Raw genomic sequence first — 21,465 nt, forward strand, 5'->3', positions numbered from 1 at the left:
ATATGCTCAATCGTAAAGGCATCATCCTTGCCGGCGGCTCCGGTACACGTCTGCATCCGGCGACACTGTCCATCTCCAAGCAGCTGCTGCCGGTTTACGACAAGCCGATGATCTACTACCCACTGAGCACCCTGATGCTGGCGGGTATCCGCGATATCCTGATCATTTCCACACCCCAGGACACTCCGCGTTTCGAGCAGCTGCTGGGGGATGGCGCCCGTTGGGGCCTGAACATTACCTATGCCGTGCAGCCTTCGCCCGATGGCCTGGCGCAGGCATTCATCATCGGCGAAGACTTTATCGGCAACGACCCCAGCGCCCTGGTCCTGGGTGACAACATCTATCACGGCCACGACTTCATCAACATCCTGCAAAGTGCCATGGCGCGCCAGTCCGGGGCGAGTGTCTTTGCCTATCACGTCAATGACCCGGAGCGTTACGGCGTGGTCGAGTTCGACGGCCAGGGCAAGGCGATCAGCCTGGAAGAAAAGCCACTCAAGCCCAAGTCGAACTTTGCGGTCACCGGCTTGTATTTCTATGACCAGGACGTGGTCGAGATGGCAAAGAGCATCAAGCCATCGGCGCGTGGCGAGCTGGAAATCACCGATATCAACAGTCTTTACCTGGACCAGGGCAACCTGTCGGTAGAAATCATGGGGCGCGGTTATGCCTGGCTGGATACCGGGACTCACGACTCACTGCTCGATGCCAGTCTGTTCATTGCCACGCTCGAACGTCGCCAGGGCCTTAAAGTCGCGTGCCCTGAAGAAATTGCCTTCCGGCAGAAATGGATCGATGCCGATCAGTTGCAAAGACTGGCGGCCCCCTTGGCGAAAAATGGTTACGGCCAGTACCTCAACCGTCTTTTGCAAGCGGGTTGATGCCTGTCACGCCTTCCAATGCATTGCCAAGGGTGTCGAGCTCTGGGTATAGTCAACACAAGCAGGTCCTCATGACCTGCTTTCTTAATCCCTCGAAAAAGATCAGCCCAATGCCTGCATCCCTCATCAACGCGGTAGTCGATTCAGCGGTCAACGCTGGCGTCGTGCCGTGCGGGAACCAGCAGCCTGTGCAGATCAGTCATTACCCTCCACCTGTCAGTAGCACGTCGGTGTGCGCAGTCGTAGCGCCGCCGGGTGTTGGCATTTCGGGCTGATCAGCGTTTTCTGCTGTTTCCCTGCCCGCCTGCAAATACGCCCGTAAAAAAACTACTGGATTTCAGCTTCGGCTGAGTTGGCTTCTTGCCTGACTACAGGTGGTATTCATGTTTGTCCTTTCGAAAAAATCCGCGCTCGCGGCGGCTTCCACGAGCCTGTTCGTTCTGCTGTGGAGCAGCGGGGCGATCTTTTCCAAGTGGGGGTTGGCCCATGCGTCACCCTTTGCCTTTCTGTTGATTCGCTTCGTCATCGCCTTGTGCGGCCTGGTGTTGTTGATGCCGTTGCTCAAGTTGAAGTTGCCCAAGGGCGGCCGGGCGATGCGCTATGCGATGGCCACCGGTATGGTGTTACTGGGGGCGTACCAGATTTTTTATCTGCTGGCGCTCGACCTCAAGGTCACGCCCGGTGTGATGGCGACCATCATGGGCGTGCAACCGATTCTCACGGTGGTGCTCATGGAGCGTCAGCGCTCAGCCAGCCGAATGTTCGGCCTGTCGCTGGGCTTGACCGGCTTGATCATGGTGGTCTATCAGGGCATCGGCCTGGCCGGTATGTCGCTGGCCGGGATGCTCTTTGGCTTGCTGGCGCTGGTGAGCATGACCTTCGGTTCGATCATGCAGAAACGCATCACCGACGATCCCCTCGGCACGCTGCCGGTGCAGTACCTGGCGGGGCTGTTGCTTTGCGGGATTTTCGTGCCGTTCCAGCCCTTTCATTTCGAACACGGTAGCGGTTTCATCGTGCCCGTGTTGTGGATGGGCCTGGTGGTGTCGGTGCTGGCGACCTTGTTGCTGTACCGCTTGATCGCCCGGGGCAATCTGGTGAATGTCACCAGTCTGTTCTATCTGGTACCCGCCGTGACGGCCGTGATGGATTACCTGATTTTCGGCAATCGACTGGCGATGTTGAGCATCCTCGGCATGGTGCTGATTATCGTCGGCCTGGTGTTCGTGTTCCGTAAAGCCGCGTAAACCATTTCCCTGTAGGGGCCTTTTCATTTGCTCAGCGCATGTTCGGCGCGCACCGAGTTCATGAACGCCTGCATCGCCGACGACTGAATGCGATGGCGACGGGTAATCAGCCCGTACGGCGGCAAGCGTGCTTCGAACTTGATCGGTAATACCGCCAGCAAGTCACGACCAGGATAATCCTCGACCACCGACACCGGCGTGACGCCGAGCATATCGGTTTGCTGAATCAATGAGAGCAAGGTCATGATCGAGGTGGTTTCGACGATGCTGCTGGGGATATCGACCCGCGCATTATGGAACACCTGGTTGATGATCGCGCGCATCGGGCTGGGTTGCTGTTGCAGCACCCAGGTCATGTTCTGCAGTTCTGCCCAACCCAGTTGCTTCTCCTTCGCCAGCGGATTCTGCGCACCGGCAATCACACACAGGGCTTCTTCACCCAGGCTGTCGAACAGCAGTTCTTCGGCCCGTGCTCCGGGCGGAATTCTTCCCAGGACAATGTCCAGTTGATCCTGCAGCAGCGCCTGCACCAGCACGTCGCTGGTATCGACCTGGATGCTCATGGACAAGCGTGGATGGCTTTGCTTCAAGGTCGCGATGGTGCGGGTCAACAGCCCCGAGGCCAGCGCCGGAATCGCGCCAACGGCGACTCGCCCCAGGTTGCCAGATTGCAGGGCGACCAGTTCTTCGCGCATGCCGCTGAGTTCGGCGAAGACCATGCGCGCGTAGTAGATGACAGTTTCCCCGAACGGGGTTGAGCGCATGCCCCGAGGCAGGCGTTCAAAGAGTTCGACGCCGAGCAGATCCTCAGCCTCGTGCAGCATCTTGGTCGCCGCCGGCTGAGTCATGCCGATGTGGTCGGCGGCACGGCGCAAAGAGCCGAATTCCTCCAGCGCCAGCATCAGCCGCAGCTGGCGCAGACGCAGTCGACTGTGGATTACATTGGCATCAGGAATTCGGGACATGGGCCGTACTCGCGAACAAAACTGTGGCAAGCCTGACAACAAATGTCAGGCGTTGCCAGCATTGCAGTGTCACAGCACCGATTTTGCCTTGGCGACCTGGGGTTTGCGCAGGCCCATCAGGGTTTGCAGCGCCTTGGAAATCAACGGCCAGAACAGCATCAACAACGCCGCCGTGGTCAGGCTACCCACCAATGGGTTGGACCAGAAAATCCCCAGGTGCCCGTCAGAGAACAGCATCGACTGACGGAAAGCATCTTCAGCCTTATCGCCCAGCACGGCCGCCAATACCAGCGGCGCGATCGGGTAGCCAAGTTTCTTGAACAGATATCCCAGCGCGCCGAACCCGAGCATCAGCACCACGTCGAAGAACGAGTTGTGCACCGAGTAGGCACCGATGGCGCAGACCATGATGATGATCGGCGCGATGATCGAGAACGGAATGCGCAGGATCGAGGCGAACAACGGCACGGTGGCCAACACCACGATCAGGCTCACCACGTTGCCCAGGTACATGCTGGCGATCAGGCCCCAAACGAAGTCATGCTGCTCGACAAATAGCGTTGGCCCAGGGTGCAGGCCCCAGATCATCAAACCGCCGAGCATCACCGCAGCGGTGGCTGAACCGGGAATACCCAGGGTCAGCATCGGCAGCAAGGCACTGGTGCCGGCCGCGTGGTCGGCGGTTTCCGGGGCGATCACGCCTTCGAGTTCACCCTTGCCAAAGTTGTCGCGGTTTTTCGAAAAACGACGCGCCAGGCTATAGCTCATGAACGATGCGGCGGTCGGGCCGCCCGGCGTAATGCCCATCCAGCAACCGACCAGGGTGCTGCGCACAATGGTCCACCAGTAGCGCGGCAGCTTGGCCCAGGTGCGCAGGATCACCATCGGGGTAATGCGCGCATGTTCGCCGCGGAACACCAGGCCTTCTTCCACTGTGCAGAGGATTTCGCCGATGCCGAACAGGCCGATCACCGCCACTTCGAAGCTGATGCCGGTCATCAGGATCGGTTGGTCAAAGGTCAACCGCAGGTTGCCGGACACAGTATCCATGCCGACCGCCGCCATGGCGAAACCGATCATCATCGCCACCACGGTCTTCAGCGGCGGGTTCTTGCTCATGCCGATGAAAGTGCAGAACGCCAACAGGTACACCGCAAAGAACTCCGGCGAACTGAACGACATGGCGAAGGCGGCGATTTTGGTCGACAGGAACGTCAGCAACAACACTCCGGCCAGCGCACCAATCAGCGCCGAGCTGAACGCGGCGGTCAGGGCTTCAGCGGCGCGACCTTCGCGGGCCATCGGGTAGCCGTCGAACGTCGTCGCCACCGATGAGGGTTCACCGGGGATGTTGAACAGGATCGAGGTGATCGAGCCGCCAAACAGCGCGCCCCAATACATGCACGACAGCAGGATGATTGCCGACACCGGCGACATGGTGAACGTCAGCGGCAGCAACAGTGCCACGCCGTTGGGGGCGCCGAGGCCGGGCAACACACCGACCAGGATGCCCAGCAGCACGCCGATCACCATCAGGCCGATGTGGCCCGGGGTCAGGATCAGGTTCATGCCTTGCAACAGGGAATCGAATTCGCTCATTTGAAGTTTCTCCCGGCCAGGGCAATCCAGTCGCCCAATGGGCCTGCATCCAGCGGGACCTTGAACCACAGCGCGAAAATCAGGTAGCTGGCCAGGACCGCGCCGAGGGATACCGTGGCGATCATCCATTTTCCGTAAGGCTTGGCGCGGACCCTGTCACGCCACATGAACCAGGCGATGAAGCATGCCGAGGCGACGTAGATGCCGGTCAGTGGCATGGCAGCGACGAACAACGCAATCGGGATGAATACCGACAGCACTTGCCTGAATGCACTGCGACTGACAAATGCGATGCTCAGCGCTTGCCAGCGCACCACGGTCAACACGCCGTTGGCCACGCTCGCGGCGCTCAGCATCAAGCCGATGTAGAAGGGGAAGTAACCCGGCTCGGGGCCGGCATCACCCCAGCCGATACCTTGTTCGACGCTGCCGAACATCACCACTACGCCGATCAGCGCGGTGAAGAGTGTCAGGCCGAGTTCGACCCAACGGGTGCCGACCAGCGCGGGTGAATCCGAAGAATGGGACATGCAGACACCTCCAGCAAATGACGGCCGCCCGCAGGCGAGCGGCCGCGACAACGTCAGTTTTTCAACCAGCCGGCTTCTTTGAATACCGGGGTGACGCGGGCGGTGTCTTTTTCGATGTAGGCAGTCAGCGGCTCGCCCTCGAGGAAGGTCGGCACCAGGGCGTTCTGCTTGACGTAGGCCTTGAACTCCGGCGTCTCGGTGACTTTACGCATCAGCTCGACATAGAACGCACGTTGCTCGGCGGAAACGTCGCCGGGCATGAACACGGTGCGCGGGAAGCGGTATTGATCGATGCCCAGGCCTTGCTCGTGACAGGTCGGCACATCGGCCCAGGATTTATCTCCGGCGACTTTCTCGGTGTAGCTCATGCGTTCCTTGCTGAAGACACAGAGCGGTTCGACCTGATCGCCACGCCATTGGCTGATGCTTTCGCTGGGGTTGTTGACATTGGCGGCGATGTGCTTGCCAGCCAGTTGGGTGGCGGCTTCGCTGCCGCTCTTGAACGGGATGTACACCAGTTTGCTGTTGTTGGTCTGGTTCAGCAGCAGGGTCAGGGTCTGGTCGACGTCCTTGGACTGGCTGCCACCCATGCGCAGGTTCGACGGGTCAGCCTTGACCGCTTCGTAGAAGCTTTTCGCATCCTTCCACGGTGCGCCTTTGTAGCTCCAGAGAATGAAGTCATCCTCGGCCACGGCGGCAATCGGCGTCAGCTCCTGCCATTGATAGCCGAGCTTGGACACCAGCGGCAACAGGTAGATGTTGTTGGTGCCGATCACCAGTTTCTCGGCATCGCCCTTGTTCATCTTCATGTCGAGAAAGGCTTCGGCGCCATTGCCGCCGCCCTTGTTGAGGACGATGGTATTAACGTCGAGCAGTTCATGCGTGGTGATGATCGACTGGATCAGGCGCCCGAGTTGGTCGGTACCGCCACCGGGGCCACCGGCGACAACGATTTCGACGTTCTTGTCCGGTTGCCAGGCGTGGGCCAGGGCGGGGAGGGCGCCAGCGGCGACCAGGGTGCAGCCAAGAAACAGACGGGATGTGCGACGGACGAATGCATTTCGCATGATGGAAGAGCCTCGTTTTTGTAGTTGTTATGAGTGACTTGTTGGCGTTCGAAAGCTGCAAGCCTGGCCAGAGTGTGGGAAGACGCCGTCGCCGCGTCTAGTCAAAACAATACATACACCGATAGCCTGGGGTTATAGCGCTGCAAACGAACGGGGATTTCTGTAGGAGCGAGCCTGCTCGCGATGGACTCAAGAGCGCCACGTTTATTCAGGAAACACGCGTTTTCGTTGAAGACCATCGCGAGCAGGCTCGCTCCTACAGAAAAATGCATGCGTGCGTTGAAAGCCCATTGAAAGCATGGCATGCCATAACCCGAAGCTATCGCCTGATTTCAAGTTTTGATTAGACGGTTATCACCGGGCCTTCGATAGTGCCCACAGGTCGCCACGACGCGACACGCTTGAATCCACAAAAATAATAAATCGAGGTACGCACCATGGCTCGTCCCAGTGCTTCCCTGCATCTGGCCACGGCAGATGCGATCCCGCAGGCCGGTGCCGCGAAAGCCAGCAATGTGCGTTGGCGGATCTTCGCGATCATCTTTGCGCTGACCATGGTCAATCTGATTGATCGGGTGTCGCTGTCCATTGCCATGCCGACCATCGCCCATGAATTTTCCCTCACGCCAAGCATGCAGGGTTTGATCCTCAGCAGCTTCTTCTGGGCCTACGCGCTGTTGCAGATTCCCGGGGGCTGGTTGATCGACCGCTTTGGACCGCATCGGGTCATCAGCTGGTCCACCGGGTTGTGGGGCACGTTCCAGGTGCTGGCGGCGTTCGCCACTGGCGGCTTGTCGTTGTTGTTTGCCCGTGTGGCCCTGGGGGCCTCGGAAGCGCCGTTGTTTCCGTCCGGCGGCAAGCTGATCTGCTCATGGCTGGCGCCCAGCGAGCGCAGCCGCGGTGCGGTGTTGATGGACAGCGGCAGCCCGTTGGGCGTGGCGCTCGGCGGGTTGATCATTGCCTATCTGATCGCTTCGCTGGACTCCTGGCGCCTGGCCTTCGTGATCGCCGGTGTGGCGACCCTGTTGCTGGCCTGGCTGGCGCGGCGTTATCTGCGTGATGACCCGAACAGCCACCCGCAGGTCAATGCCCTGGAACTGGAAAAAATCAACGCCGGGCGCGCCACGCCGGCCGCCGAAGCCACCCGGGCACCGGTCAAGGGCCTGGGCATCGCCGCTCGTTCCCTGAGCGGATTGCTGATCGGTCGTGCCAGTTGGGCGATGGTGTATTTCGGCCTGTTGACCTGGGGGCCGAGCTATCTGGCGCAAGCCCGGGGTTTTGATATCAAGGGCATTGGCGCGGCGACCTTCGTGATTTTCGTCTGCGGCGCATTGGGTTCGTTGACCGGTGGTTTCCTCTGCGACGGCTTGATCCGCAAGGGCGTGCGGCGCGGCGTGGCGGTCAAGAGCCTGCTGGCGTTTTCCGGCCTGGTGGCCCTCGGCGCGTTCCTGCTGTTGCCGACCCTGAGCGATCCTTTTGCGGCCGTGGCGCTGTTGGCCATGACCGCGTTTTTCCTGATGTGGGGCAGCCTCTATTGGAGCTTCCCGGCGTTGCTGGCAGCACCGGCGCGGGTCGGCTTGATCGGTGGCGTGATGAACATGGCCGGCAGCACCGGCGGTATCGCGGTGCCGATCCTGGTGGGGGTGATCCTGCAAATGAGCGGTGGTTTCGCCCCCGTGCTCGGGTTCTTTGCCGCGTGTTCGGCCGTGTTTGTGCTGGCGACCCTGTTCATCAGTCTCGACGAGGTGCGTTATGGCTGAGCGTTGGAATGGACCGATCATCGATGCCCATCATCACTTCTGGGACCCAACGATCAACGACCATCCGTGGCTGGCGCCCGAAGCCAACATTGCGTTTCGCTACGGTGACTACAGCGCGATCAAGCGCCGCTATTTTCCCGAGGATTACTTCGCCGATGCCGGTGAGCATCGGGTGGTGCAAACGGTGTATGTCGAGACCGAATGGAACCCCCAGGACCCGATTGGCGAAACCCGGTTCATCGAACAACTGGCCGCCCGTTACGGGGTGCCGAATGCGATCGTCGCGCAAGCCTGGCTCGACCACCCGGACGCCATTGCGGTGCTGGCCGAGCAGGCCACCTACAAGTGCGTACGCAGCGTGCGGCACAAACCGGGCGGGCCGATGTCACCCGAACAGTTCGGGCGGGTGCGCAGCCTGATGAGCGACGAGCACTGGCGGCGCAGTTACGCCGCATTGGAGGGGCTGGGCCTGCACTTTGATTTGCAGACGCCCTGGTGGAACCTGCCCGAGGCCGAACGGCTGGCCCGGGACTTCCCCGGCATCACCCTGATTCTCAATCACGCCGGGTTGCCCAACGATCGCAGCGCCGAAGGCTTGGCGGGATGGCGAGCAGCGATGGCGCGGTTGGCGCAGTGGCCGAACGTGCAGGTCAAGATCTCTGGCCTGGGCCAGGCGGGCCGGGCGTGGCGCACCATCGACAACGCCTGGATCGTGCGCGAAATCATCGCGATGTTCGGCACCCGACGAGCGATGTTTGCCAGCAATTTTCCGGTGGACAGCCTGTGCGGCTCGTTCGACGACATCTACAGCGGTTTCAAATCCATCGTCGCCGATCTGCCAGTGGCCGATCAGGAGCGACTGTTCTACAGCAACGCGCAGCGCATCTACCGCTGCGAACCTTGCGCCATTGACCGGGCGCTGCCTGAATCCTTGAGGAGTGAAGCATGAACAAGACAACCATCGCGATGGTCCTGGGTGACCCGGCGGGCATCGGCCCGGAACTGATCGCACGCTTGCTCGCTGAGCCCGATGTGCGCGGCCAGGCCAACGTGATCCTGATTGCCGACGAAGCGGAAATGCGTCGCGGCATGCGCATCGCCGGCGTGGAGTTTCCCTATCGTCGGGTGGAGTCTTTGGAGCAGCTGTCTTTTGTTGATGACACGCCGTTGTTCTTCGATTTTCGCGGCGACACCTTCGGTGAATTTCCGCGCAGCGAGGCCAGCGTCATTGGCGGTCGCTACAGCCTCGACACGTTGGAAAAAGCGCTGCGCCTGACCGAGGCCGGGACCACCGACGCAATATTGTTCGGGCCGTTGAACAAGACCTCGCTGCACATGGCCGGCATGGCCCACAACGATGAGCTGCACTGGTTCGCCGAGCTGCTGGATTTCCACGGGCCATTCTGCGAGTTCAACGTGCTCGACAATCTCTGGACTTCTCGGGTGACCTCTCACGTCGCGTTGGCTGAAGTGCCGGGGTTGCTCAGCCAGGAGCGGGTGGTGGAAGCGATTCAGTTGATCGACACCGCCCTCAAGCGCAACGGCCTGGAAAAACCGCGCATCGGCGTCTGCGGTTTGAACCCGCACAACGGCGACAACGGCTCGTTCGGCCGTGAAGAACTGGACATCATCGGCCCAGCGGTGCGCAAGGCCCAGGCGCTTGGAATCGCGGCGGAAGGACCGTACCCGGGCGACACGATTTTCCTCAAGGTCCAGGGCGACGCCAGCGCCTTTGACGCGGTCGTGACGATGTATCACGACCAAGGGCAGATCGCGATCAAGTTGATGGGCTTCTCCCGTGGCGTCACGGTTCAGGGTGGCCTGCCCATTCCCATCACCACACCGGCCCACGGCACCGCGTTCGATATCGCGGGGCAGGGCAAGGCGAATGTCGGCGCGACTCGCCAGGCATTCGAGATTGCTTGCCGGATGGGGGGCAACAGCTACTAAAAGGGCAAGATCAAAAGATCGCAGCCTTCGGCAGCTCCTACAGGGGATGGCATACATCCTGTAGGAGCTGCCGAAGGCTGCGATCTTTTTGTTTTTGGTCTGATAACTCGATCTACCTGATAACCGCTTTTTCCTATCACCCCAGGTTATCGCCGGATACGCATAAGTGATTATCCGCAGCCCCTTGGCGCTGGCTAAAGTCGCTCCATCGAATGCGCACAACCGCTCTCCAGCGGCTCTACGCAACGACACAACAATGACAAGAAGCCGGCAGCGCAAGGAATCTGTATTCATGAAAATCAAAGCGATCCGTACCCGCGTTTTCGAGTGGAAAGGCAAAGTCGTCCCACCTCAAGCGCACTTCTGCACCAACGCCAGCGACATCCTGTTCGAGCGCGGCGACGCCATGGGCTCGTTCCGTTTTCATGGCTGGCTGGTGGTGGAAGTCGAGACCGACACCGGTCTTGTCGGCATCGGCAACTGCGCCCTGGCGCCACGGGTGGCCAAGGAAATCATCGACACCTACCTGGCACCCATCGCGATTGGCGAAGACCCGTTCGACAACGAATACATCTGGCAGAAGATGTACCGCCAGAGCCACGCCTGGGGCCGCAAAGGCATCGGCATGGCGGCCATCTCGGCGATTGATATCGCCATCTGGGACATCATGGGCAAGGCGGTCAACAAGCCGGTGTTCAAGCTGCTCGGCGGCCGCACCAAGGAAAGGATCTGGACCTACGCCTCCAAGCTCTACGCTAACGACAACCTCGACCTGTTCCTGGAAGAAGCCCAGGGCTATCTGAACCAAGGCTTCACCGCGCTGAAAATGCGCTTCGGCTACGGCCCGAAAGACGGCCCGGCGGGCATGCGCAAGAACATCGAACAAGTGCGCGCCTTGCGTAACCTGGCCGGTCCCGACGTCGACATCATGCTCGAATGCTACATGGGCTGGACCCTCGAATATGCCCGTCGCATGTTGCCGAAACTGGCCGAGTTCGAGCCGCGCTGGCTGGAAGAGCCGGTGATCGCCGATGACATCGAAGGCTACATCGAGCTGAAAAAAATGGGGATCATGCCGATCTCCGGCGGTGAGCACGAATTCACGTCCTACGGCTTCAAGGACCTGCTCGAGCGTCGCGCCGTCGACGTGATCCAGTACGACACCAACCGAGTCGGCGGCATCACCGCAGCGCGCAAGATCAACGCCATGGCCGAAGCCTGGTCAGTACCGGTCATCCCGCACGCCGGGCAGATGCACAACTATCACCTGACCATGTCCACCACCGCCTCGCCGATGGCCGAGTTCTTCCCGGTGTTCGACGTCGAGGTCGGCAACGAACTCTTCTACTACGTGTTCAAGGGCGAGCCGCAACCGGTCAACGGCTATATCCAGCTCGACGACAACAAGCCGGGTCTTGGCCTGGAAATCTCCGATGAGTACCTGAGCGACTTCAACATCATCGAGTGACCCCACGACCTACCGGAGGACGACATGCGCCTGATTCAATTCGAAAACACGGCCGGTGAACGCCAGGTCGGGCTGGTCGACGGGGCACAAGTGCAGGTGCTCCAAGGCACCCGCAGCACCCGCGAACTGGCACTCGCGGCGATCCACGCCAAACGCAGCCTGGCAGAAGAAGTCGCTTTGCGCGGCACCGCGCCGGGCCCGGACTACGCACAGCTGTTGGGCCAAGGCCAGGTCCTGCCACCACTGGACCACGAAGACCCCGCCCATTGCCTGATCAGCGGCACCGGCCTGACCCACCTGGGCAGCGCCTCGACGCGGGACAAAATGCACCAGCAGGAGGGCGCCGTCGAAGCCGGCATGACCGACACCATGCGCATGTTCAAATGGGGCCTGGAAGGCGGCAAGCCAGCGGCCGGACAGGTCGGTGCGCAGCCGGAATGGTTCTACAAGGGCGACGGCAGCATCGTCGTGCGCCCTGGTGCGGACTTCCCGGCGCCGCCCTTCGCCGAAGACGCCGGTGAAGAACCGGAGCTGACCGGGCTCTACGTGATCGGCGACGACGGCCAGCCGTATCGCGTCGGTTATGCCTTGGGCAATGAGTTCTCCGACCATGTCATGGAACGGCGTAACTACCTGTACCTCGCCCATTCGAAATTGCGCTGCTGCTCCTACGGACCCGAGTTGCGCGTCGGTGAATTGCCCAGGCACCTGGTCGGCACCAGCCGCATCAAGCGCAATGGCGAAACGATCTGGGAAAAGGAATTTCTCAGCGGCGAAGACAACATGTGCCACAGCCTGGCCAACCTCGAGTTCCACCACTTCAAGTACGCACAATTCTTGCGGCCCGGTGACGTTCATGTGCACTACTTCGGCACCGCCACACTGTCGTTTGCCGACAGCATCAAGACCCAGCCGGGCGATCGCTTCCAGATCAGCCTCGATGAGTTCGGTGCGCCACTGGTGAACGGCATCGGCGAAAGTGCCCAGCCGTTGCCTATTGGTCAGGTGCGCACACTCTGACCCCCTGTAGGAGCCGGCAAGCCGGCTCCTAAAGGTCTGCCATTGATCAAGGAACTCACATGACTCAATTTCTTGGCCACAACTACATCGGCGGCCGCCGCAGCGCCAACGGCACCTTGCAACTGCAAAGTCTCGACGCGACCACCGGCGAGCCGTTGCCCGGCACCTTCTTTCAGGCGTCCGAAGCCGAAGTGGATGCCGCCGCCAAAGCCGCCGCGGCGGCGTACCCGATATACCGCAACCTGAGCGCGGAAAAACGCGCGACCTTCCTCGACGCCATCGCCGATGAAATCGATGCGCTGGGCGAGGATTTCGTTGCCACCGTTTGCCGCGAAACCGCGTTGCCGGCCGGGCGTATCCAGGGCGAACGCGGTCGCACCAGCGGCCAGTTGCGCTTGTTCGCCAAGGTGCTGCGTCGCGGTGATTTCTACGGCGCACGCATCGATCGGGCGCTGCCGGAGCGCCAGCCATTGCCGCGCCCGGATCTGCGTCAGTACCGCATCGCCCTGGGGCCGGTGGCCGTGTTCGGCGCGAGCAACTTTCCGTTGGCATTCTCCACGGCCGGTGGCGATACCGCCTCGGCCCTGGCCGCCGGTTGCCCGGTGGTGTTCAAGGCCCACAGCGGGCACATGGCAACCGCCGAATGGGTGGCGGACGCGATCATCCGCGCCGCCGAACGCACGCAAATGCCGGCCGGGGTTTTCAACATGATTTATGGCGGTGGCGTCGGTGAGTGGCTGGTCAAGCACCCGGCGATCCAGGCCGTGGGTTTCACCGGTTCTCTCAAAGGTGGCAATGCCTTGAGCCACATGGGCGCAACCCGGCCACAGCCGATTCCGGTGTTCGCCGAGATGTCGAGCATCAACCCGGTGTTCCTGCTGCCCGAGGCGCTGGCGGTGCGCGGCGAGCAGATCGCGGCGCAACTCGCCGGCTCGGTGACCCTGGGCTGTGGTCAGTTCTGTACCAATCCAGGGCTGGTCATCGGCCTGCGTTCGCCGCAGTTCAGCAGCTTTCTCGAAATTTTTTGCGCGAGCATGAACCAGCAACCTGCGCAAACCATGCTCAATGCCGCAGGGCTGGACAGCTACAGCCGAGGTTTGGGTGAACTGCACGAACATCCGGGGCTGACTCATCTGGCGGGCAAGCCGCAACAGGGCAATCAGGCGCAGCCGCAAGTGTTCAAGGCCGATGTCAGCCTGTTGCTCAAGGGCGATGAGTTGCTTCAGGAAGAAGTATTCGGGCCGACCACCATCGTCATCGAAGTCGAGGACCGCGCGCAGTTGGCGGCGGCGCTACAGGGCCTGCGCGGGCAGTTGACGGCGACCTTGATCGGCGAGCCTGACGAGTTGCTGCAGTACCGCTGGCTGGCGGAGATTTTGCAGGAAAAGGTCGGGCGGATTCTGCTCAATGGCTATCCGACCGGCGTCGAGGTGTGCGAAGCGATGGTGCATGGCGGGCCGTATCCGGCGACGTCCGACTCGCGCGGCACCTCGGTCGGCACCCTGGCCATCGACCGCTTCCTGCGCCCGGTGTGCTTCCAGAACTACCCGGACGCGTTGCTGCCCGAGGCGTTGCAGAACGCTAATCCGCTGGGGATTCGGCGGTTGGTGGATGGGGAGGTGAGTTCGTTGGCGTTGTGATTTCCCCCTGTAGGAGCTGCCGCAGGCTGCGATCTTTCGATTTTGCTTTTAAAAACAAGATCAAAAGATCGCAGCCTGCGGCAGCTCCTACAATCATCGTCGCAGCAACTTACCTGGTCCTGGCCGGCTTCAACACCAGCCACAACGCCGCCGCAATCAACACCCCGCCATAGACATGCGCCATCGACAATGGCTCATCCAGTAACAGCGCCCCCCACAATACGCCGAACGGCGGGATCAGGAAGGTCGTGGTCATCGACCTCACCGGCCCGATTGAACTGAGCAAGCGGAAGTAAACGATGTACGCAAGCGCGGTGCACACCAGCCCCAATCCCAGCAGCGACAACCAGACACTCCAGCCGCCCCAGCTTGCCGGCGGTTGGCTGATCACGCTGTAGCCGAACAACGGCAACAGGAACAGCGTGGCGCCGAGCATGCTGCCCAGCGCAGACAAACGGCTGTCGAGGCCGCCGGCCTGATCCAGCCAGCGGCGGGCGAGGAATCCGGCGAAACCATAACAGGTGGTGGCGAGCAGGCAGGCGAGGGCGCCCATTAGCAACTGCAGGTCGAATGCGACCGGGCCTGCGCGGGTCAGCACACCAACGCCAAGCAATCCAAGCAATACCCCGCCGAGCTTGGCGGCGGTGAGTCTCTCATGAAAAAACAGCCCACCGATCAAAACGCCCATCAGTGGTGTGGTGGCGTTGAAAATCGCCGAGTACCCGGCCGGCAGCACCTGGGCAGCCACGGAATACAGAGTTGCTGGAATCCCGGAGTTGATCACCCCGAGCAGCATCACAGTCTTGAGCTTGCCTTTGAAATCCCAGCTGATGCGCATCAGCCCGAGGATCAGCAACAAGCCGGTAGCGGCAATCGACACGCGGAAAAAGGCCGTAGGGATCGTGCCAATCACCGGGGCGATGATGCGCATGAACAGAAAGCTCGCACCCCAGATGGCCGCCAGTGACAGTAAACGGACTATATCGACGGGGTTCACGCTGCTCTCCTTCCTTGATCGGGACGAGAGTGTTGCCGAGCGGCTGATCCATGGCAACCGGAAAACGGGCAAATAACCCGCGCGCAAAATTACACTTCTCCTGCACCCGCTTCACTGGCTAAGCTCAGGGCTCACGAATTCCCGCAGAGGTCTCACCATGCCGCAGCAATGGCCAGCCGCCGACATCGCCCGCCTGATCCTCGATGGCTTTGACGATTACCGCGAGCATTTTCGCCAGATCACCGACGGCGCCCGGGCCCGCTTCGAGCAAGCCAGGTGGCAGGAGACGCAGTCGGCGTCGGCGGCGCGGATCAATCTCTACGAAGAAAAAGTCAGTGAGACAGTGGCACGATTGCACACCGCCTTTGACACCGACACGCTGGACGTCAGTTGCTGGCCGCTGGTCAAGAGCGCGTACATCACCTTGATCGACCTGCGCTTCGACGATGAATTGTCCGAGACCTGGTACAACTCGATTTTCTGCGGCCTGTTCAGCCATGACCTGATCAGCGACGGCTGCATGTTCATCCACACCACACGGCCGAGCCTGCGCCGGGCCCGCGCCGCGCAAACCCGCACCTACAAGCCCCAAGGCCAGCTGGCGGGCATGCTGGCGAGCATCTTCGCCGATTATCGCTTCAGCGAGGACTACGCCGACCTGCCCGGCGACCTGCGCCGCCTTGAAGCGCAACTGCGCGAGAACCTGCCCGATTGGGTGTGCAAGGACCCTGAACTGAGCGTCGAACTGTTTTCCTCGGTGCTCTACCGCAACAAGGGCGCCTACCTGGTGGGGCGCATCTACACCGCCGATGAGCAATGGCCATTGGCGATCCCGCTTCTGCACCTCGAGGGGCGGGGCATCCAGATCGATGCACTGATCACCGACGAGGCGGACGTGTCGATCATCTTTTCCTTCACCCGTTCGTATTTCATGGTGGATGTGCCGGTGCCGGCGGAGTTCATCGGTTTCCTCAAGCGCATCCTGCCGGGCAAGCACGTCGCCGAGTTGTACACCTCGATCGGCTTCTACAAGCATGGCAAGTCTGAGTTCTACCGCGCGCTGATCAACCACCTGGCCAACACCGACGACCAGTTCATCATGGCGCCGGGCGTGCGCGGCATGGTCATGAGCGTGTTCACCCTGCCGGGTTTCAACACGGTATTCAAAATCATCAAGGACCGTTTCTCACCGTCGAAAAACGTCGACCGCGCTACGGTGATCGAGAAGTACCGGCTGGTGAAAAGCGTCGACCGTGTCGGGCGCATGGCCGACACCCAGGAGTTCGCCGACTTCCGTTTCCCGCTGAGCAAGTTCGACCCTGCGTGCCTCGAAGAACTGCTGGATGTCGCGCCGTCCACGGTGTCGGTGGAAGGCGACACGGTGCTGATCCGCCACTGCTGGACCGAGCGGCGGATGACGCCGCTGAACCTGTACCTGGAGAACGCCAACCCGGCGCAGGTGCGCGAAGCCCTGGAGGATTACGGCCTGGCGATCAAGCAACTGGCGGCGGCGAACATCTTTCCCGGGGACATGCTGCTCAAGAACTTCGGCGTCACGCGGCATGGGCGCGTGGTGTTTTATGACTATGACGAGATCTGCTTCCTGACCGAAGCCAACTTCCGCCACATTCCGCAACCGCGTACGCCGGAAGATGAGATGGCGTCCGAGCCTTGGTATTCGATCGGGCCGCTGGATGTGTTTCCTGAGGAATTCCCGCCGTTTCTATTTGCCGATTCGGGCCAGCGCAAGTTGTTCGATCAACTGCACGGCGAGCTGTATAACGCCGATTACTGGAAGAGCCTGCAAGAGGCCATCCGTGCCGGCAAGGTGATCGATGTGTTCCCGTATCGGCGCAAGGGCCTCGATAACGAGTAACCCCCCACACAGATCGTTCCCACGCTCTGCGTGGGAATGCCGCCCAGGACGCTCCGCGTCCCTGTGACGCGGAGCGTCACTTGATGCATTCCCACGCAGAGCGTGGGAACGATCAGGGAACCAGCGATCACACGGAAGCCCAAATCTGCGACAATCCGCCCCCTGCGCCACTAGACGACTGAATTGCGTACCTGATGACCGACGAATCGCCCTCCATCGACAAACTGCTGAAAAACCTCGATCACGCCATGCTCGCCGACCGCCACCGGCTGCGGCGGCAGTTGCTTGAGCTGCGCAAGAAACCCGACGAGGCCAAACTGGCCCAGTGGGTAGCGCGGATGCAGGCGTCCTGTGACCAGGTGCTGGCCCGCCGTGCCAGCCTGCCGGTGATTCGTTACGACGACAGCCTGCCGATCGCCGCCAAGCGCGACGAAATCAAGAAGGCCCTGCAACAGCATCAGGTGCTGATCATTGCCGGCGAAACCGGGTCGGGTAAAACCACCCAGCTGCCGAAGATCTGCCTGGAAATCGGGCGCGGCCAACATGGCCTGATCGGCCACACCCAACCGCGTCGGATCGCCGCGCGCAGCGTGGCCGCCCGTGTGGCCGAAGAACTCGGCACGCCGTTGGGTGCCCTGGTCGGCTATCAGGTGCGGTTCGAAGACCAGAGCGATTCCAATACGTTGATCAAGCTGATGACCGACGGCATCCTGCTGGCGGAAACCCAGAACGACCGTTATCTGGAACGCTACGACACCATCATCGTCGACGAAGCCCACGAACGCAGCCTCAACATCGACTTCCTGCTCGGTTACCTGAAAACCCTGCTGCCGCGTCGTCCGGACCTGAAAGTCATCATCACGTCGGCGACCATCGACCTGGAGCGCTTCTCCAAGCATTTCGACGATGCGCCGATTGTCGAGGTCTCCGGTCGCACCTTCCCGGTGGACACCTGGTATCGCCCGCTGACCCTGGAACAGGACGAGGAGGGCAACCGCGTCGAAGACGACCTGACGGTGGATCAGGCGATCCTCGCCACCCTCGATGAAATTGCCGCCTATGAGCGCAGCGAACGCCGCAGCCCCGGTGACGTGCTCGTGTTCCTGCCCGGCGAGCGCGAGATTCGCGACGCCGCCGACATGCTGCGCAAGGCCCAGCTCAAACACACCGAGATCCTGCCGTTGTACGCGCGCCTGTCGCCGGCCGAGCAGCAGCGGATTTTCCAGTCGCACCCGGGCCGTCGCGTGGTGCTGGCGACCAACGTCGCGGAAACCTCGCTGACCGTGCCGGGCATCCGATACGTGATCGACAGCGGCACTGCGCGCATCAGTCGCTACAGCTACCGCGCCAAGGTCCAGCGCCTGCCGATCGAAGCCATTTCCCAGGCCAGCGCCAACCAGCGTAAGGGCCGATGCGGACGGGTCGAGCCGGGCATCTGTGTGCGCCTGTACAGCGAAGAGGATTTCCTCGGGCGTCCGGAATTTACCGATCCGGAAATCCTGCGCACCAACCTGGCCGCGGTTATTTTGCAGATGCTGCACCTGCGCCTCGGCGAAATCACCGCGTTCCCGTTTATCGAACCGCCAGATGGCAAGGCGATCAGCGACGGTTTCAACCTGCTGCAAGAACTCTCGGCAGTAGACCGCAACAGCCAGTTGACCCCCCTTGGTCGCCAATTGGCGCGGCTGCCGGTGGACCCGCGCATGGGCCGCATGCTGCTCGAAGCGGCGAAGCTCGGCAGCCTGCAGGAAGTGCTGATCGTCGCCAGTGCCATGTCGATCCAGGACCCGCGCGAACGTCCGCCGGAACGCCAGCAAGCGGCGGATCAGGCCCATGCGCAATGGAAAGATACCGACTCGGACTTCGCCGGGCTGGTCAACCTGTGGCGCGGTTTCGAAGAGCAGCGCCAGGCGCTGACGGCGAGCCCGCTGCGCAACTGGTGTCGCAAGAATTTCCTGAATTACCTGCGTCTGCGTGAATGGCGCGACTCCCATCGCCAATTGAGCCTGATCTGCCGCGACATGCAGTTGAGCCTCAATAAAGAGCCGGCGGACTATCCAAAACTGCACAAGGCGGTGCTGGTGGGGTTGCTGAGCCAGATCGGCCAGAAAACCGAAGACGGCGATTACCTCGGCGCGCGTCAGCGACGATTCTGGATTCACCCCTCGTCAGGTATCGGCAAGAAGCGTCCGCAATGGCTGATGACCGCCGAACTGGTGGAAACCACCAAGCTGTATGCACGCATGGTGGCCAAGATCGATGCCGACTGGATCGAGCCGCTGGCCGGGCACCTGATCAAGAAAAACCACTTCGAACCCCATTGGGAGAAGAAGCGTGGCCAGGTCGTGGCCTTCGAGCAGATCACCCTGTTCGGGCTGATCGTGGTCGGCCGCCGGCCGGTGCATTACGGTCCGGTTGATCCCGTGGTGTCCCGTGAACTGTTCATCCGTGAAGCGTTGGTGCGCGGCGAGATTCAGTCGAAAGCCAAATGCCTGACCGCTAACAAGCAATTGCTCGAACAACTCGACGAGCTGGAAGCCAAGGCCCGTCGCCGCGACATCCTGGCTGACGAAGAAACCCTCTACGCCTTCTACGATGCGCGCCTGCCGGCAGAAATCCACCAGACCGCGACCTTCGACAGCTGGTATCGGATCAACAGCCAGAAAGACCCGCAACTGCTGATCATGCGCGAGGAAGACGTGCTGGCCCGCGAAGCCAGTGAAGTCACTGCCCAGCATTATCCGGACACGCTGCACATCGGCGACCTGGAACTGGCCCTGAGCTACCACTTCGAACCGAACCACCCGCGTGATGGCGTGACCCTGCGGGTACCGGCACCGCTGTTGCCGATGCTGCCGCCGGAGCGCCTGGAGTGGCTGGTGCCGGGCGTGATCGAAGCCAAGTGCATTGCGCTGGTGCGTAACTTGCCCAAGGCCTTGCGCAAGAATTTCGTGCCGGTGCCGGATTTCGTCAAAGCCGCGTTGCAGCGCATGACCTTCGCTGAAGGCTCGTTGCCACAAGCCTTGGGTCGCGAGTTGTTGCGCATGACCGGCGCCCGGGTCAGCGATGAAGCCTGGAGCGAGGCGGCACAACAGGTCGAAAGCCATCTGCGGATGAACCTGGAAATCGTCGACGCCCAGGGCAAGTTTCTCGGCGAAGGACGCGACCTGGCCGAACTGACGGCGCGTTTCGCCGAAGCCAGCCAGGCTGCCCTGGCGGTACCGCAAACCGCGAAAAGCCAGCAGCCGGTCGAACCGAAAGTGTTCGCCGCCGTCGCCGAGAAAACCCAGCAGAAGATCGCCGGCCTGTCGATGACGGTCTATCCGGCGCTGGTGGAAGAGGCGGGGACGGTCAAGGAAGGACGGTTCTCGACTCCGGCCGAAGCCGAGTTCCAACATCGCCGCGCCCTGCAGCGCTTGCTGCTGCAACAACTGGCGGAACCGGCGAAGTTCCTGCGCGGCAAGTTGCCGGGCCTGACCGAACTGGGGCTGCTGTATCGCGACATGGGCCGTGTTGATGCACTGGTCGAAGACATACTGTTGGCCAGCCTCGACAGCTGCATCCTCGACGGTGAAGACCCGCTGCCACGCGACGGTGCCGGGTTGGCGTCGTTGGCCGAACGCAAGCGCGGTACCTGGACCGAACATGCCGAACGCGTGGCGAAACTGACTCTGGAAATCCTCAAGCACTGGCACGGCCTGCAAAAGCGCTTCAAGGGCAAGATCGACCTGGCGCAAGCCGTGGCCCTGAACGACATCAAGCAGCAGCTCAGCCACCTGGTGTATCCGGGATTTGTCCGGGAAACGCCGATGCAGTGGCTCAAGGAACTGCCACGCTACCTCAAGGCCATCGAACAGCGTTTCGAAAAAATCGGCGCCCAGGTGCAACGGGATCGGGTCTGGAGCGGCGAGTTGTCCGGCCTCTGGACGCAATACCAGACCCGCGCCAACAAACACGCCCAGGAAGGCAAGCGCGATCCACAGCTGGAGCTGTATCGCTGGTGGCTGGAGGAATATCGGGTTTCGCTATTCGCCCAGCAACTGGGGACCAAAGTACCGATCTCGGACAAGCGCCTGAACAAGCAATGGAGCCAGGTCGAGCCCTGACATGGCCTCTGTAGGAGCGAGCATGTCGAATCGTCGCACCTTCGCGATGGACGTCAACGATGACGCTGGGTGCCTGATACCCCGCGGCGTCCTCAAGTCCATCGTCGGAACGCCGCCCGGAGCATGCTCGCTCCTACAGGTATCGCGTCGTACCGCCGTATTTGCAAAAGGGGCGAAAATCCAAGGTTTATGGCAAACTTCGCGACCATAAGCGCCAGTTTCACGGGCTAGAGCCTTCGGCCAGCTCGCGCGACGGATCAAGCGATGCCAGGTTTGCGTCCCCGGGACGGAAATAGACCCTTTGCGTATTGGTACGACTGTGCCAATACTTTCTGCCTGAACAGATTAGAGACACGACC

At 61.3% G+C, this 21,465-nt stretch carries 15 protein-coding genes; 10 read left to right on the top strand and 5 right to left on the bottom strand.

The window, feature by feature from the left end:
• Window positions 1-2: 2 nt before the first annotated feature.
• Together rfbA and HGP31_RS07620 are read left to right on the top strand one after the other, a co-directional pair.
• Window positions 3-881 (top strand): glucose-1-phosphate thymidylyltransferase RfbA, encoded by an 879-nt coding sequence (gene rfbA, locus HGP31_RS07615; RefSeq protein ID WP_020797842.1) that lies wholly within the window; start codon window positions 3-5, stop codon window positions 879-881.
• Window positions 882-1,264: 383 nt separating this feature from the next.
• Window positions 1,265-2,128 (top strand): DMT family transporter, encoded by an 864-nt coding sequence (locus HGP31_RS07620; protein ID WP_168757400.1) that lies wholly within the window; start codon window positions 1,265-1,267, stop codon window positions 2,126-2,128.
• Between the two features lie 23 nt (window positions 2,129-2,151).
• On the opposite strand, the gene HGP31_RS07625 is transcribed toward HGP31_RS07620, so the two are convergent.
• The 4 genes from HGP31_RS07625 to HGP31_RS07640 all read right to left on the bottom strand — a co-directional run bounded on the left by HGP31_RS07625 (window position 2,152) and on the right by HGP31_RS07640 (window position 6,289).
• Entirely contained in the window at window positions 2,152-3,093 is a 942-nt protein-coding gene (locus HGP31_RS07625; protein WP_168757401.1) for a LysR family transcriptional regulator, read from the bottom strand.
• A gap of 69 nt (window positions 3,094-3,162) precedes the next feature.
• On the bottom strand, window positions 3,163-4,692 hold the full coding sequence (locus tag HGP31_RS07630; RefSeq protein WP_020797845.1) for a tripartite tricarboxylate transporter permease: 1,530 nt from the start codon (window positions 4,690-4,692) through the stop codon (window positions 3,163-3,165).
• Complete coding sequence (locus HGP31_RS07635; protein WP_020797846.1) at window positions 4,689-5,222, bottom strand: tripartite tricarboxylate transporter TctB family protein; 534 nt, start codon at window positions 5,220-5,222, stop codon at window positions 4,689-4,691. Before HGP31_RS07635 ends, HGP31_RS07630 begins: the two co-directional genes overlap by 4 nt.
• A 53-nt stretch (window positions 5,223-5,275) precedes the next feature.
• Window positions 5,276-6,289 carry a Bug family tripartite tricarboxylate transporter substrate binding protein gene (locus HGP31_RS07640; protein ID WP_168757402.1) on the bottom strand — a complete coding sequence of 338 codons (1,014 nt, stop codon included), beginning with the start codon at window positions 6,287-6,289 and terminating at the stop codon, window positions 5,276-5,278.
• Between the two features lie 437 nt (window positions 6,290-6,726).
• On the opposite strand from HGP31_RS07640, the gene HGP31_RS07645 reads away from it, so the two are divergent.
• From HGP31_RS07645 to HGP31_RS07670, 6 genes are all read left to right on the top strand, one after another.
• Window positions 6,727-8,049, top strand: a complete 1,323-nt coding sequence (locus HGP31_RS07645) for an MFS transporter (protein WP_168757403.1) — start codon at window positions 6,727-6,729, stop codon at window positions 8,047-8,049.
• Window positions 8,042-8,998: an amidohydrolase family protein gene (locus HGP31_RS07650; protein ID WP_020797850.1), complete on the top strand. Its 957-nt coding sequence runs from the start codon at window positions 8,042-8,044 to the stop codon at window positions 8,996-8,998. The genes HGP31_RS07645 and HGP31_RS07650 overlap by 8 nt, the downstream gene beginning before the upstream one ends.
• Complete coding sequence (locus tag HGP31_RS07655) at window positions 8,995-9,999, top strand: 4-hydroxythreonine-4-phosphate dehydrogenase PdxA (protein WP_020797851.1); 1,005 nt, start codon at window positions 8,995-8,997, stop codon at window positions 9,997-9,999. Before HGP31_RS07650 ends, HGP31_RS07655 begins: the two co-directional genes overlap by 4 nt.
• A gap of 292 nt (window positions 10,000-10,291) precedes the next feature.
• Window positions 10,292-11,467, top strand: coding sequence for an L-rhamnonate dehydratase (locus HGP31_RS07660; RefSeq protein WP_168757404.1), 1,176 nt, complete (start codon window positions 10,292-10,294; stop codon window positions 11,465-11,467).
• Window positions 11,468-11,491: 24 nt separating this feature from the next.
• The gene (gene araD1, locus HGP31_RS07665) at window positions 11,492-12,487 is read left to right on the top strand and encodes an AraD1 family protein (RefSeq protein WP_020797853.1); all 996 of its coding nucleotides are present in this window, start codon (window positions 11,492-11,494) and stop codon (window positions 12,485-12,487) included.
• A gap of 59 nt (window positions 12,488-12,546) precedes the next feature.
• Complete coding sequence (locus HGP31_RS07670; protein ID WP_168757405.1) at window positions 12,547-14,127, top strand: aldehyde dehydrogenase (NADP(+)); 1,581 nt, start codon at window positions 12,547-12,549, stop codon at window positions 14,125-14,127.
• A 109-nt stretch (window positions 14,128-14,236) separates the two neighbouring features.
• Here the strand turns inward: HGP31_RS07670 and HGP31_RS07675 are convergent, their stop codons facing one another.
• Window positions 14,237-15,124: a DMT family transporter gene (locus HGP31_RS07675; RefSeq protein ID WP_033044653.1), complete on the bottom strand. Its 888-nt coding sequence runs from the start codon at window positions 15,122-15,124 to the stop codon at window positions 14,237-14,239.
• Window positions 15,125-15,281: 157 nt separating this feature from the next.
• Here HGP31_RS07675 and aceK point away from each other — a divergent pair, with 157 nt between their 5' ends.
• Window positions 15,282-17,000, top strand: coding sequence for a bifunctional isocitrate dehydrogenase kinase/phosphatase (gene aceK / locus HGP31_RS07680; protein ID WP_020797856.1), 1,719 nt, complete (start codon window positions 15,282-15,284; stop codon window positions 16,998-17,000).
• 194 nt (window positions 17,001-17,194) lie between these two features.
• A complete protein-coding gene (gene hrpA, locus HGP31_RS07685) occupies window positions 17,195-21,106 on the top strand; it encodes an ATP-dependent RNA helicase HrpA (RefSeq protein ID WP_168757406.1) in 3,912 nt (1,303 codons plus the stop codon).
• Window positions 21,107-21,465: the final 359 nt, after the last annotated feature.

Source organism: Pseudomonas umsongensis (assembly GCF_012647205.1).
Taxonomy (GTDB): domain Bacteria; phylum Pseudomonadota; class Gammaproteobacteria; order Pseudomonadales; family Pseudomonadaceae; genus Aquipseudomonas; species Aquipseudomonas umsongensis.